Genomic DNA, 13,006 nt, shown 5'->3' on the forward strand with positions numbered 1-13,006 from the left:
TCAGCGCGATCAGGCGCGCAGGGGAACTATATGGCCGCTCCATCTCAAGATCACACCGACGGGCACGAACCGCCTGCCCACCATCGCAACCGCCGCCTGGCGCAGCTTGCGCCATGGCTGTACCTGGGCGTCGTGGCGGGCAGCGGCTGGTTGTTGTTCCTGCAGCCGCAGACCCGTGTGCTGCAGCCTGGGCAGGCGGCCACCAGCTGGCTGCTGGCCTGGATCTTCGGCGGCATCGCGATCGGTGCGGTGCTGTGGAGCCTGAAACTTGCTCGTCGCGGCCTGGGCCCGTCCGCTGCTGGCTATCCGCTGTCGGCGCGTCTGCCCGATTCCTGGGCAGATGCCTATGCTGCCCTGTTGCGCCCGGCCACCGCCGCGCCGATGACCGCGTCCAAGCCCGATCCTGCCGGCACCCAGCGCGGCGCAGCCTGGCACCGTTTCGGCGGCGGCATGCTCAGCGTGGAAAATTTCGATCCCAATGACGCCACCCGTGCGCCCTGGGACAACCTCGATGCCCAGGCCTGCATCGCGCGTCTGGACGATGTCCGTCCGGCCTGGCAGAACGCCACCGCCAACCGCGCACTGCAACAGGAGCGTCGCTACTGGCTGGATGTGGTGCTGTCGCTGCTCGACCATGGCGTGATGCGGCCGCTGCAGGACGGCTACCTGCCCGACACCGCCACGCTGCGCACCGAACGTTTCCTGCTCGGCGCCGATGCCGGCCCGGTCGTCCTGGCCGAGGTGCCTGCATTGTTCGCCCGCCGCCTGGCGCTGGCGATCGAAAGCCTGCCGGCCCCGCAACGCGAAGCCGCCGGCGTCCAATGGCGTCTGCTGCAGCAATTGCACGGCCTGGTTGCCGAAAGCCGCATGCTGGACGAGCGCTCGCAGGTCATCCAGGTGCTGGCGTGGAATCCGGACGTGGACCTGGATCAGGTCGAAGTGGCCTACATCCTGGCCGCCGAGTACCGCCAGGGCATGCGCGACTGGTTGCGCCGCGCCGCGCTGGTGCGTCTGCCCGACAGCGCGCTGCGCCTGGACGAAGTGCTGCTATCGTCCTGCAGCCCGCTCGGTCCGCAGGCTGACGATGTGGATTACATCGAAGCGATGCGCCCGCTGCACCGCGGGTTCATGCAGCTGTTCAGTCAGCGCCTGAGCCAGCTGGTCTTGCAGGCCGAACAGGCCGAACGCCAGTCCGGCCTGTATCCCCTGCCACGCGCCACGGCCAGCGACGAAATCTCTCAGGACTGGCCGGCGTAATCGTCGATCGGTTCCAGTACTCCGTAACGTTCCTTGTGCGGCTTGCCATCCAGCGGTGGCAGCTGCAGCGTGTCATCGGGCACCGCGATGTCCGGGAGCCGATCCAGCAGGTTGCGGATCAGACTCAGTCGGCCCCGCTTCTGGTCGTTGAAATCCACCAACGTCCACGGCGCGTCCGGCGTATGCGTCACCTCGAGCATGCGCTCGCGCGCGGTGGTGTAGTCCTCGTACTTGCTGCGTGACTGCAGGTCCACCGGCGACAACTTCCAGCCCTTGAGCGGATCTTCCTGGCGTTCGGCAAAGCGCTGTTCCTGCTCGGCCTGGTCCACGCACAGCCAGTACTTGAACAGCAGGATGCCGTCGTCGACCAGCAGTTGTTCAAAACGCGGCGCCTGATCGAGGAACGCTTCGTACTGGGCGTCGGTGCAATAGCCCATCACCCGTTCCACGCCGGCGCGGTTGTACCAGCTGCGATCCATCAGCACCAACTCGCCCGCCGCGGGCAGGTGCGCCACATAGCGCTGGAAATACCATTGCGTGCTTTCGCGGTCGTTGGGTGTCGGCAATGCCACCACCCGGCACTGGCGCGGGTTCAGATGGCTGGCGATGGCCTGGATCACGCCGCCCTTGCCGGCGGTGTCGCGGCCTTCCACCAGCACCAGCGCGCGCTGGTTGGTGTGGCGCAGCCAGCGGGCCATGTTGACCAGTTCCAGCTGCAGCGGTGCCAACAGCTTCTTGTAGGCCTTGCGTTTCAGGTGCGACATGCGCGTTCCGACAGCGATGAAGCGCGCAGGCTATTCGCCCAGGCGTGGACGCAGTGTCGCCAGATTGCAGGGCTTGGTACGTGCATCCAGCTGCGCACGCACGATCTTTTCCCAGGCCGTACGGCAGGCCGAGGTGGAGCCGGGCAGGCAGAACACGAAGCTGTGGTTGGCCAGCCCCGCAAACGCGCGCGACTGCAGCGACGAGGTGCCGATTTCGTCGACGCTGACCGCGCGGAACAATTCGCCGAAACCGGGCATGGTCTTGTCCAGCAATGGCGTGATTGCCTCCGGCGTGCTGTCACGGCCGGTAAAGCCGGTGCCGCCGGTGATCAGGATGCCGTCGACCTGCGCGTCGGCGATCCACGCAGAGACGATCGCGCGCATGCGGTAACGGTCGTCCGGACACAGGGCGCGCTCGTGCAGCACGTGACCATCGTGAGTCAGGGCATCGACCAGATAGTCGCCGGAGCGATCATCGGCCAGCGTGCGGCTGTCGGACACCGTCAGCACGCACAGGTGCAAGGGAATGAAGTCGAGATTGGAAGGCATGCCGCAAGCCTAGCGAGCCGGGACGCGCGGGTACAGCGCTACGGCGTGAAGCCGCACGACGTTAGTTGCAGGCGGGTGGTCCCCAACGCGGGTGATACATGGCTGACAGCTCGCGCGAAGCCGATACGTCCGAGACAGGCGAGGGTGGATCCAGCGCCATCTTTCAGTTGCCGGCTTCGGTGAGGGCGGCAGCGCGGCCGGGGATCGGCTCCTCGGCTCGGCAGACATCCTGTCTGACTCGCCGCCGCGGCACATCCGTGTGCCGCTCTCCGCCAATCCCCGGCCACGCTGCCGCTCTGCACGTTGTTTCCATGACCTGAAAAGGTCTCGAAGAAATCAATGACGCTTTTAAGCACCTCTCCCGCAGGGGCGAGGAGGCACAGCTGGGCGCGCGTGCCTTGGAGCGCCCGCGCCGCAAGCGCGGGCCGGGGCACGGAGCGGGAGTTGGATTGGGGTACAGCAGAAGACAGCCATCTACCTTGGAAAGGCAAGCAGGCCGCTAGTTACCTGGCCAACCATGTTGGCGCGCGAGTGCTTGCATCAGGTCGGCGAACCCGTCGGCAAATCCATCCATATCGAACACGCCCGACTCGCGCCGACGCTCCGCCACCCGCGCACGCAACGCACTCAATGCCGCTGGATCACTCGCCAACGCCGCCGCCTTGGCCACAAACGCGGCGTCGTCGGCCACATTCATCTCATCCAGCCCCAGGTGATGATTCAGGCTGCCGGCCACGCGCGCGGCAAACGTCTCGCCGGGCGTCGTCAGCACCGGGCAACCCGCCCATAACGCATCCGAGGCGGTGGTGTGCGCGTTGTACGGATGCGTATCCAGGAACAGGTCGGCATGCCGGTAGCGCGCCAGATACTGCGCATGCGGCAGCTTCGGCATGAACACCAGGCGCTGCGCATCCACGCCTTGCGCCTGCGCCACCGCACGCAGGCGCGCGTCGGCCTCGCCCGGCCCGGACAACAGCCACAGCACGCTGCCCGGCACCGCACGCAACACCGCCAGCATGCGCGCCATGCTGCGTGGATTGAGCTTGTAGCTATTGTTGAAGCAGCACAGCACCACGCCATGCTCGGGCAAGCCGCACTGCGCCCGCGATGGTGGTTCGGCGACCACGCGCGAGGTATCCGACGGCTGGAACGCACCGTTCAGGCGCAGCACGCGCTCGCGATAGAACGGCTCCAGCGACGGCGGCAGCGCAAAGGCATCGCCCAGCACGTAGTCCATCCACGGCGCGCCCGATGTGCCCGGGTAGGCCAACCAGTTCAGCTGCACCGGCGCCGGCCGCAGCGCGAACACTTCCGGGCGCCCGCCGCCACCCCAGCCGCGCAGGTCGAACAGCAGATCGATGCCCTGGTCGCGGATGTGCTGCGCGGTGGCCAGGTGCCCGAGCGTGGTGACATCGTGCAGCGTGGTGGCGTGCGCCAGGCGCGTGCGGATCGCGCTGCGGTCGTCGTGGCTGGTGGCGAACAAATGCAGTTGCAGCGCCGGCTGCCGGCGCTTCAGCGCTTCGAACAACGCCACCGTCAGCAAGCCGGTGGGATGCGCGCCAAACCCGTTGGAAACGAAGCCGAGCCGCAACGCGCCCTGGCTGCGCACGGCAGTCGGCGCCAGCGGGCGCAGCATCGCGGCGACGGCCTGCGCGCGTGTCCGTGCACACGCCAGCTGTTCGGCTGCGCTGGCGTCCTCGCTCAGGAAGGCGAACGGTTCCACCGCCGCAGCGCCCCGCGCCACGGCATTGCGCACCTGCGCAGCAAGTGCGTCCAGCGCGCGCCAATCGCACAGGCGGCGCCGCCAGTTGAGCAGTTGCGCAGTGATATACGGCTCGTCGGGCAGCAACTGATGCGCACGCGTATACGCGGCCGCCGCAGCTTCGGCCTGGCCCGCATCTTCCAATGCATGCCCAAGCCATAACGCGATGCCCGGATGCTGGGGCACCAGGTCCGATGCCTGCTGCAGCAACGCTGCCGCCTCGGCATGCCGTTGCTGGGTCCAGCGCACCCGGCCAAGCCGGGCCACGGCTTCCGGGTGGCCCGGCTGCAGCGCGAGCGCGCGTTGCACCGCGGCCTCGCCCGCAACGATCGCGCCCATGCCGAGTTCTGCATCGGCCAGCATCAGCCAGGCGATGAAATCGCCCGGCTGGCGCCGCACCGCCTCGCGCAGCTGCAGCAGCTCGCGCGGGACCTGCGCACTCACGGGCCGTCGCTCAACCGTGCCAGTTCGTCGGCCTGATGCTCGTGGAGCAGGCGTGCGATCAGTGCATCCAGGTCGCCTTCGATGATGTTGGGCAGGTCGTACAGCGTCAGGCCTTCCACGCGGTGGTCGGTGATGCGCCCCTGCGGGAAGCTGTAGGTGCGGATGCGCTGGCTGCGGTCACCACTGCCGACCTGCAACTTGCGCGTCTGCGCTTCGGCGGCGGCCGCCTTGCTGCGTTCGGCTTCCACCAATTGCGCCTTCAGCCGCTTCATCGCCTTGTCGCGGTTGGCGTGCTGGCTGCGTTCGGTCTGGCATTCCACCACCACCCCGCTGGGCACGTGGGTGATGCGGATCGCCGACTCGGTCTTGTTGACGTGCTGGCCGCCGGCCCCGGAGGAGCGGAAGGTGTCCACTTTCAGGTCGGCCGGGTTGATCACGATCTCTTCCACGTCGTCGGCTTCGGGAATGATCGCCACCGTGGCCGCCGAGGTGTGGATGCGGCCCTGTGATTCGGTCGCCGGCACGCGCTGCACACGGTGGGTGCCGGATTCGAACTTCAACCGCGAATACGCGCCGCGTCCGACCACCCGTGCCACCACCTCCTTGTAGCCGCCGTGCTCGCCGGGGCTGTCGGACTCGATCTCCACCTTCCAGCCCTGGCGCTCGGCATAGCGCGCATACATGCGAAACAGGTCGCCAGCAAAGATCGCCGCCTCGTCGCCACCGGTGCCGGCGCGCACTTCCAGGAACAGGTTGCCGTCGTCGCGCGGGTCGCGCGGCACCAGCAGCAACGCCAGTTGCGCATCCAGTTCTTCCAGGCGCGCCTGGGCGGCGGCGATCTCCTCCTCGGCCAGTTCGCGCATTTCCGGATCGTTGCGCATCGCTTCGGCCGCGCTCAGGTCGGCCTTGGCACGCGCCTCGTCTTCCAGGGCCACGGCCACCGGCTCCAGCTGCGACAGTTCGCGCGACAGCGTGCGGAACCTGTCGTTGTTGCTGACCACATCGGGGTCGGAGAGCAGGTGCTGCAGTTCTTCGCGGCGCTCGGCCAGCGCTTCGAGCTTACGGCGCAGGGTCGGCGTCATCGGTCCTCGCGATCGGGGTAGTGACAGGGGGATGTTGGTAACCGGGCTTTTCCGGGAACAGCCGGTCGGCCGCGCTGGTCAATTCCAGGTCGTTGTTGAGCGCAGCATCGCGCAGCGCGGCGGTGGGCGGATGCAGCAGCCGATTGGTCAGCGCGTGCGCCAGCTGTTCCAGCACCTCGTCGGCCGGCTTGCCGTTGTGCAATTGCTGGCGCGCCTTGGCCAGCAGCTCGTCACGGGTGCTGTCGCCGAACGCGCGCAAGCGCTTGAGCGGCGCCTGGCGCGCATTGGCCTGCACCGTTTCGACATAGCGTGCCACCTGCAGGTCGATGATGGCCTCGGCCTGGTCGGCGGCTTCCCGGCGGCCACGGCGGTTGTCTTCCACCGCGCGTTCCAGGTCGTCCACGGTGTACAGGTAGGCATCGCCCAGCTCGGCCACCGAGGCTTCGATATCGCGCGGCACCGCCAGGTCGAACAGCAGCATCGGCTTGCGTTTGCGCGCGCGCAGCGCCTGGTCCACCTGCGCGCGCGTGACGATCGGCTCGCGCGCGGCGGTGGCCGAGAACACCACGTCGGCCTCGGCCAGGTGGCGGTCCAGATCGGTCAGCGGCAGTGCGTAGCCGCCGTGCTGGCTGGCCAGCGCCTGCGCATGGGCGAGCGTGCGATTGGCGATCAACAGGCGGCGCACCCGGCCTTCGCTCAGATGCTTGGCGGCCAGCTCGATGGTTTCGCCTGCGCCGATCAACAGCACGGTGGATTCGTTGAGCCGTGCGAAGGATTCCTGTGCCAGCCGCACCGCGGTGGAGGCCACCGACACCGGGTTGGCGCCAACGCGGGTATCGGTGCGTGCCCGCTTGGCCACCGAGAAGGTCTGCTGGAACAAGCGGTCCAGTCCGCTTCCCAGCGCGCCGTGCGCACGCGCCACTGCCCAGGCATCCTTCACCTGGCCCAGGATCTGCGGCTCGCCCAGCACCATCGAGTCCAGCCCGGTGGCGACGCGGAACAGGTGGCGTACCGCCTGCTCCTCCTGATGCTGATACAGATAGCCGCTCAAGCCAGGGGCGTGGGTTTCCAGCCAGCTCACCAGGCTGTGCGGGTCGTCGGCCATCGCATACAGCTCGGTACGGTTGCAGGTGGACAGCAACGCGGCCTCGCGCACCTGCGGCAACGCGCGCAGGGATTCGAGCGCGCGCGGCAACGCGTCACCTGCGAACGCCGCGCGTTCGCGCAGGTCCACAGGTGCGGTCTGGTGATTCAGTCCGAGCACCCACAACGTCATTGTTCAGTTGCTTGCGATAAGCTGGCGGCCATTCAGGGCCCCATTTTACGGCCCGGTTGCCCCCGATGCCTGTACCGATTCGCATCCTGTGTGTTCTTCTGCTGGTCGCAGTCTCCACCAGTGCCACCGCAGTACCCAAGAAAGCACCGCCCGCGCCGCCGCCCAAGGGTGCCGGCACCACCTCGCTGGAGCCGGTGCTCGCCGGCGAATTCGCCTTGCAGGCCGGGCAGTTGGACGAGGCCGCCCGCGCCTATCTGGACGCTGCCAAGGCCGAGGCCGGCGACGCCGGGCTGGCCGAGCGCGCCGCCCGCATCGCCATGTTGGCCAACGACGACCCGCGTGCGATCGAGGCCCTGGCGTTGTGGCGCGCCCGCGCACCGTCGTCGATGTCCATGCGCAGTACCGAAGCCTCGCTGGCCTTGCGCCGCAACGACTTGCGGACCGCCCGCCGTGATCTGCTCGGCCTGCTCAAGGAATCCGACCCGCGCGGCTGGCGCTTCGCCCTGATCGCCCTGGCCAATGGCGGACGCGAGCCGGAAGCCTCGGCCGACGTGCTCGAGGACCTGGTCAAGGCCGGCGCCATTCCCAACCAGATCGAAGCCTGGCAGGAGTTCGGCCGGCTCGCCCTGCGCATGGAGCGCCCGGCGCTGGCCAAGCGCATCGTCGACGAAGTGGTGCGCCGTTTCCCCGAGGAGCCGCGCGTGGCCTTGTTGCACGCCACCCAGCTGCAGCAGGAGGGCAAGAACGACGAGGCGCTGGCGCTGCTGAAGACTGTCGAGCCGCAGGCGGTCAAGGATTCCGAGCTGCGTGGCGCGCTGGCCTTTGCCTACGATGCCATGGGGCAGACCGAAGCCGCCGCGCGGGTGCTGTCGACCGGGCCGCAGGACACCCAGACCTACGGGCTGCGCGCCTCCATGCTGGCCAAGGAAAAGGATCGCACTGCGCTGGAGGCGCTGTACGGCGAGCTCAAGAGCACTGCCGCCAAGCCAGACCCGGACCGCCGCCTGCTGCTCGGCAAGATCGCCGAATTCCTCAAGCGCTACGACGAGGCGGTGGAGTGGTATCGCGGCGTACCCGGCGGCCCGCAGCTGAGCGAAGCGCGTCTGCGCGCCGCCAGTGCGCTGTACGAGTTGGGCCGCAAGCCCGAGGCGCTGGCCGAGGTCCGCGCCTTGCAGAGCGATGCCACTGCCGACGACGACGCACGTCGCGACGCCTATGTGCTCGAGGCCGAGCTGCACCAGCGCGCCGGCGACGCACCGGGCGAACTGGATGCCTTCGAGCGCGGCCTGGCCGCCTATCCGGACGACGGAGCCTTGCTGTATGCCCGCGGCCTGGCCTGGGAGCGCCGCGACGATGTCGCACGTGCCGAGGCCGACCTGCGCAAGATCCTGGTCGCCGAGCCGGAAAACGTGGCGGCGCTGAATGCGTTGGGCTACACCCTGGCCGACCGCACCACCCGCTACAAGGAAGCGCTGGCGTTGATCGACCGCGCCCGCACCGCCGACCCGGACAACCCGGCCATCGTCGACAGCTACGGCTGGGTGCTGTACCGCATGGGCCGCGCCAAGGAGGCCCTGGTGCAGCTGCGCCGTGCCTGGGCACTGGTCAAGGACCCGGAAATCGCCGCGCATGTGGGCGAGGTGCTGTGGGTCAGCGGCAAGCAGGACGAAGCGCGGCGCTACTTCGATGAAGCGCGGCGTCTGGACCCGGACAACCGCGCGCTGCAACGCGCCGTGGAAAAGTTCGGCCTATGAGCACGGCGATCCGAACACTGGCCCTGAGCGGGCTGGTGCTGGTCGGGCTGTCGGCCTGCGTCAGCGTGCCGCGCGGGCAGGGCAATGGCGCGGCCGTGGTGGAGCAGGTGTCCGAGCGCGCGCGCCAGGCCGAAGCTGCGCGCCAGGCCTGGCTGCAGGCGCATCCGGCCTGGTCGTTCCAGGGCCGGGTGGCGATCAGCAAGGGCAGTCAGGGCGGGAGCGGCCGTATCGACTGGCAGCAGGACGGTGCGCAATACCGCGTGCAGCTCAGCGCGCCGGTGACCCGGCAGAGCTGGGTGCTCACCGGCGACACCACCACTGGCGCCGGACGCCTGGAAGGACTGGAGGGTGGCCCGCGCAGCGGCCCCGATGCCGAGCAGGTACTGCTGGAAGCAACCGGCTGGACCATCCCGGTCAACCAGATGCCGGACTGGGTCCGTGCGCTGCGCATCGCCGACGCGGGCGCCGAACGCGTGGACCTGGATGCAGCCGGTCGGCCGCGGACCGTACAGCAGGATGGCTGGACGATCGATTTTCTCGCCTGGGCGCCGGCTGGCGAAGGCCAACCCGAGCTGCCGCAGCGCATCGAAGCCCGCAATGGCGAGGCCAAGGTGCGCCTGCTGGTCGACCACTGGGCGGTGTCGCCCTGATGCCTGCGGCGCAAGCGGGCTGGTCGGCGTGGCCTGCGCCGGCCAAGCTCAACCTGTTCCTGCGGATCGTCGGGCGCCGCGCCGATGGTTACCACCTGCTGCAGACCGTGTTCCGGCTGCTGGACTGGGGGGACACCATTCATCTTCGCCTGCGCGATGACGGGCTGATCCGGCGTATCGGCGACAGCCTGCCCGGCGTGGCGGAAGACGACGACCTGGTGATCCGTGCCGCGCGCCTGCTGCAGTCCAGCGCGGGCACGCAGGCCGGCGCCGACATCCGGGTCGACAAATGCATCCCCGCCGGCGGTGGTTTCGGGGGGGGCTCGTCGGATGCCGCCACCGTACTGGTCGCGCTGAACGCCTTGTGGGGCCTGGGTTTGCCGGTCGATACGCTGGCCGGGCTGGGATTGCGGCTGGGTGCCGACGTGCCAGTGTTCGTGCGCGGGCACAATGCCTGGGCCGAGGGTGTCGGCGAGCAACTGACGCCAATCAGCCTCCCGGCAGCGTCCTATGTGCTGGTCGATCCGGGAATCCACGTGCCCACCCCGGCCTTATTTCAGTCACGGGAATTGACGCGGGATGCTGCGCCCGTGAAAATAGCGGACTTCGCTTCGGGTTCTCTGCTCGACAATGCGTTCGAGCCGGTCCTGCGGCGCCGTGAACCCGCCATCGAGGCAGTGTTCCAGGCGCTGTCCAGGATCGGGACGCCGCGTTTGACCGGGTCAGGGGGCGGGTGTTTCGTCGAATTCGCCACGCGCGCTGCTGCAGAGCAGGCCATGGCGCAGTTGCCGGGCAGCCTGAGGGCGTGGGTCGTGGAAGGTGCAGCGCACTCGCCACTGCTCGACGCACTGGACGCGAGACAGGTTTGATGCAGGGGCGTCGCCAAGAGGCCCAAGGCACCAGGTTTTGATCCTGGCATTCGTAGGTTCGAATCCTACCGCCCCTGCCAATATGCAGATCCCTCTGCAACAGTCGTATATGCAGATCCTTCTGCAACAGCCCGCACCTCCATGTGCGGGGATTCAAGGAAAGCCCGGCATTTGGTCGGTTTGTCCAGCTCAACCATCGCCCGCACGCTCTTTGCCGCCGCCCGAGAGACCTCATGCAAGACCAACGTAATCTGCTGGTGTTCTCCGGCAATGCCAACAAGCCGCTTGCCCTGAGCATCTGCAAGGAGCTCGGTGTTCGCATGGGCAAGGCGCTGGTCACGCGCTTTTCCGATGGCGAGGTGCAGGTCGAAATCGAAGAGAGCGTGCGCCGGCAGGAAGTGTTCGTGATCCAGCCGACCTGCGCGCCGAGTGCGGAAAACCTGATGGAGCTGCTGGTGCTGATCGACGCGCTCAAGCGCGCCAGCGCCGCCTCGGTGACTGCGGTCATCCCGTACTTCGGCTACTCGCGTCAGGACCGCCGCATGCGTTCCTCGCGCGTGCCGATCACCGCCAAGGTTGCCGCCAAGATGATCTGCGCGATGGAGGCCGACCGCGTGCTGACGGTCGATCTGCACGCCGACCAGATCCAGGGCTTCTTCGACGTGCCGGTGGACAACGTCTACGCCTCGCCGCTGCTGCTGGCCGACATCTGGCGCGCCTATGGCACCGACAACCTGATCGTGGTGTCGCCTGACGTGGGTGGCGTGGTGCGTGCGCGCGCCGTCGCCAAGCGCCTGGACGATGCGGATCTGGCCATCATCGACAAGCGTCGTCCGCGCGCCAATGTGGCCACGGTGATGAACATCATCGGCGACGTGCAGGGCAAGACCTGCGTGCTGGTCGACGACCTGGTCGATACCGCCGGTACCCTGTGCGCAGCCGCCGCAGCGCTGAAGCAGCGCGGCGCGCTCAAGGTCGTGGCCTACATCACCCACCCGGTGCTGTCCGGCCCGGCGGTGGACAACATCAACAATTCGCAGCTCGACGAGCTGGTGGTCACCGACACGATCCCGCTGACCGAAGCTGCGCGCACCTGCGCCAAGATTCGTCAGCTGAGCGTGGCCGAACTGCTGGCCGAGACCATTCGCCGCATCGCCTTCGGCGAATCGGTGAGTTCGCTCTACGTCGACTGAACCCCATTCGGTGCCCGCAGTGTGCGGGTGCCGGTACCACGTCTCTCCTGGTCGCGGGTGAGACGCTTTATCGCCGCGAGGCGGTATTCCAATCTAGGTAGTGAAACAACATGGCAAAGACTCACGAAATCAAGGTCGAGCGCCGCGCAGACGAGGGGAAGGGTGCGAGCCGCCGCCTGCGTCACGCTGGCGTCATTCCGGCCATCGTCTACGGTGGCGAACTCGAGCCGGTCAGTATCCAGCTCAACCACGAGCAGATCTGGCTTGCCCAGCAGAACGAGTGGTTCTACTCGTCGATCCTGGACCTGAACCTCAATGGCGACGTGCAGCAGGTGCTGCTGCGTGACATGCAGCGCCATCCGTTCAAGCAGCTGATCATGCACATCGACTTCCAGCGCGTCAGCGCCAACGAGAAGCTCAGTGCCGCTGTGCCGCTGCACTTCGTCAACGAGGCAACCTCGCCGGCCGGCAAGTCCAGCGAAGTGGTCGTCACCCACGAGCTCAACGAAGTCCAGGTGGTCTGCCTGCCGAAGGACCTGCCGGAGTTCATCGAGGTCGACCTCGGTGCCCTGGAAGTGGGCAACGTGATCCACTTGTCCGAGATCAAGCTGCCGGCCGGCGTAGAAATTCCGGAGCTGAAGCTGGGCAAGGAGCACGACGTGGCGGTGGTTGCTGCCAAGCACGTGCGGGTCGAGGAAGAAGACGCTGCTGGTGAAGAAGGCAGCGACGGCGCCGAGACCAAGTAAGCCGTTGGCCGATCCTTCGCACTGCGTGGGATCGGCCGCGGTCGCTGGCATGTCTGCACTCCGCCTGATTGTCGGACTCGGGAATCCCGGTCCGGAACACGCGCAAACCCGGCACAACGCCGGGTTTCGTTTCGTCGATGCCCTTGTCCAGCGCCATGGCGCGCGTTGGGGGCTGGATGCCAAGTTGTTCGGCGAGACCGCCAAGGTCGAGATCGCCGGCCAGCCGGTCTGGCTACTCAAGCCGGCCACCTTCATGAATCTCAGCGGCAAATCGATCACCGCCGCGTTGCGGTTCTGGAAGATCGAGCCGGAGCAGTTGCTCGTTGCGCATGACGAACTGGATCTGGCGCCAGGCGTCGCACGGCTCAAGTTCGATGGCGGCCACGGTGGCCAGAACGGCCTGCGCGATACCATCCGCCTGCTGGGGCACGGCAAATTCCACCGCTTGCGGGTTGGCATCGGCCATCCCGGCCACAAGGACCGCGTGGTGCCCTGGGTGCTGGGACGGGCAGGGCGCGACGACGACGCGGCAATCGGGACTGCAGTGGACGCCGCCATCGACGTGCTGCCGCTGGCAATGCAAGGTAATTTCAACGAGGCGATGAAGCGCCTGCATACGGAAAAATAGAGAATGGGGAATCGGGAATGGGAGGAGCGCTG

General features: G+C 67.6%; 12 protein-coding genes and 1 tRNA gene. 8 read left to right on the plus strand and 5 right to left on the minus strand.

The features are described from left to right. Positions 1 to 30: 30 nt before the first annotated feature. Positions 31 to 1,257: a hypothetical protein gene (locus tag H7A86_RS04580; protein ID WP_119130808.1), complete on the plus strand. Its 1,227-nt coding sequence runs from the start codon at positions 31 to 33 to the stop codon at positions 1,255 to 1,257. Here H7A86_RS04580 and ppk2 read toward each other — a convergent pair. The 5 genes from ppk2 to hemA form a co-directional block, all read right to left on the minus strand. Further along, positions 1,239 to 2,021: a polyphosphate kinase 2 gene (gene ppk2 / locus H7A86_RS04585; RefSeq protein WP_119130809.1), complete on the minus strand. Its 783-nt coding sequence runs from the start codon at positions 2,019 to 2,021 to the stop codon at positions 1,239 to 1,241. The genes H7A86_RS04580 and ppk2 overlap by 19 nt on opposite strands. Before the next feature lie 30 nt (positions 2,022 to 2,051). Beyond that, positions 2,052 to 2,570 carry a molybdenum cofactor biosynthesis protein B gene (gene moaB / locus H7A86_RS04590; RefSeq protein ID WP_039530503.1) on the minus strand — a complete coding sequence of 173 codons (519 nt, stop codon included), beginning with the start codon at positions 2,568 to 2,570 and terminating at the stop codon, positions 2,052 to 2,054. A gap of 499 nt (positions 2,571 to 3,069) precedes the next feature. After that, positions 3,070 to 4,776, minus strand: coding sequence for an O-linked N-acetylglucosamine transferase, SPINDLY family protein (locus tag H7A86_RS04595; protein WP_119130811.1), 1,707 nt, complete (start codon positions 4,774 to 4,776; stop codon positions 3,070 to 3,072). Continuing rightward, positions 4,773 to 5,858, minus strand: a complete 1,086-nt coding sequence (gene prfA, locus H7A86_RS04600; protein WP_119130812.1) for a peptide chain release factor 1 — start codon at positions 5,856 to 5,858, stop codon at positions 4,773 to 4,775. Before prfA ends, H7A86_RS04595 begins: the two co-directional genes overlap by 4 nt. Further along, positions 5,836 to 7,134 carry a glutamyl-tRNA reductase gene (gene hemA, locus H7A86_RS04605; protein ID WP_104582255.1) on the minus strand — a complete coding sequence of 433 codons (1,299 nt, stop codon included), beginning with the start codon at positions 7,132 to 7,134 and terminating at the stop codon, positions 5,836 to 5,838. The genes prfA and hemA overlap by 23 nt, the downstream gene beginning before the upstream one ends. A gap of 65 nt (positions 7,135 to 7,199) precedes the next feature. On the opposite strand from hemA, the gene H7A86_RS04610 reads away from it, so the two are divergent. The 7 genes from H7A86_RS04610 to pth all read left to right on the plus strand — a co-directional run bounded on the left by H7A86_RS04610 (position 7,200) and on the right by pth (position 12,974). Beyond that, positions 7,200 to 8,888, plus strand: a complete 1,689-nt coding sequence (locus H7A86_RS04610) for a tetratricopeptide repeat protein (RefSeq protein ID WP_104582256.1) — start codon at positions 7,200 to 7,202, stop codon at positions 8,886 to 8,888. Then, positions 8,885 to 9,538 (plus strand): lipoprotein insertase outer membrane protein LolB, encoded by a 654-nt coding sequence (gene lolB / locus H7A86_RS04615; protein ID WP_104582257.1) that lies wholly within the window; start codon positions 8,885 to 8,887, stop codon positions 9,536 to 9,538. Before H7A86_RS04610 ends, lolB begins: the two co-directional genes overlap by 4 nt. Continuing rightward, positions 9,520 to 10,407: a 4-(cytidine 5'-diphospho)-2-C-methyl-D-erythritol kinase gene (gene ispE, locus H7A86_RS04620; protein WP_119130936.1), complete on the plus strand. Its 888-nt coding sequence runs from the start codon at positions 9,520 to 9,522 to the stop codon at positions 10,405 to 10,407. Before lolB ends, ispE begins: the two co-directional genes overlap by 19 nt. Before the next feature lie 3 nt (positions 10,408 to 10,410). Next, a tRNA-Gln gene (locus H7A86_RS04625) sits at positions 10,411 to 10,487 on the plus strand. 153 nt (positions 10,488 to 10,640) lie between these two features. Continuing rightward, on the plus strand, positions 10,641 to 11,600 hold the full coding sequence (locus tag H7A86_RS04630) for a ribose-phosphate diphosphokinase (protein ID WP_104582258.1): 960 nt from the start codon (positions 10,641 to 10,643) through the stop codon (positions 11,598 to 11,600). 110 nt (positions 11,601 to 11,710) lie between these two features. Beyond that, positions 11,711 to 12,346 carry a 50S ribosomal protein L25/general stress protein Ctc gene (locus H7A86_RS04635; protein ID WP_104582259.1) on the plus strand — a complete coding sequence of 212 codons (636 nt, stop codon included), beginning with the start codon at positions 11,711 to 11,713 and terminating at the stop codon, positions 12,344 to 12,346. 49 nt (positions 12,347 to 12,395) lie between these two features. Beyond that, entirely contained in the window at positions 12,396 to 12,974 is a 579-nt protein-coding gene (gene pth, locus H7A86_RS04640) for an aminoacyl-tRNA hydrolase (RefSeq protein ID WP_104582260.1), read from the plus strand. Positions 12,975 to 13,006: the final 32 nt, after the last annotated feature.

Origin of the sequence: Xanthomonas euroxanthea, assembly GCF_903989455.1 — a bacterium.
GTDB lineage: Bacteria > Pseudomonadota > Gammaproteobacteria > Xanthomonadales > Xanthomonadaceae > Xanthomonas > Xanthomonas euroxanthea.

Bases quoted from the DNA above. Each gene is read 5' to 3' on its own strand.
- H7A86_RS04635 (WP_104582259.1), top strand. From the start codon at position 11,711: ATGGCAAAGACTCACGAAATCAAGGTCGAGCGCCGCGCAGACGAGGGG.
- H7A86_RS04610 (WP_104582256.1), top strand. From the start codon at position 7,200: ATGCCTGTACCGATTCGCATCCTGTGTGTTCTTCTGCTGGTCGCAGTC.
- H7A86_RS04580 (WP_119130808.1), top strand. From the start codon at position 31: ATGGCCGCTCCATCTCAAGATCACACCGACGGGCACGAACCGCCTGCC.
- moaB (WP_039530503.1), bottom strand. From the start codon at position 2,570: ATGCCTTCCAATCTCGACTTCATTCCCTTGCACCTGTGCGTGCTGACG.
- hemA (WP_104582255.1), bottom strand. From the start codon at position 7,134: ATGACGTTGTGGGTGCTCGGACTGAATCACCAGACCGCACCTGTGGAC.
- pth (WP_104582260.1), top strand. From the start codon at position 12,396: ATGTCTGCACTCCGCCTGATTGTCGGACTCGGGAATCCCGGTCCGGAA.
- lolB (WP_104582257.1), top strand. From the start codon at position 8,885: ATGAGCACGGCGATCCGAACACTGGCCCTGAGCGGGCTGGTGCTGGTC.
- prfA (WP_119130812.1), bottom strand. From the start codon at position 5,858: ATGACGCCGACCCTGCGCCGTAAGCTCGAAGCGCTGGCCGAGCGCCGC.
- ppk2 (WP_119130809.1), bottom strand. From the start codon at position 2,021: ATGTCGCACCTGAAACGCAAGGCCTACAAGAAGCTGTTGGCACCGCTG.
- H7A86_RS04630 (WP_104582258.1), top strand. From the start codon at position 10,641: ATGCAAGACCAACGTAATCTGCTGGTGTTCTCCGGCAATGCCAACAAG.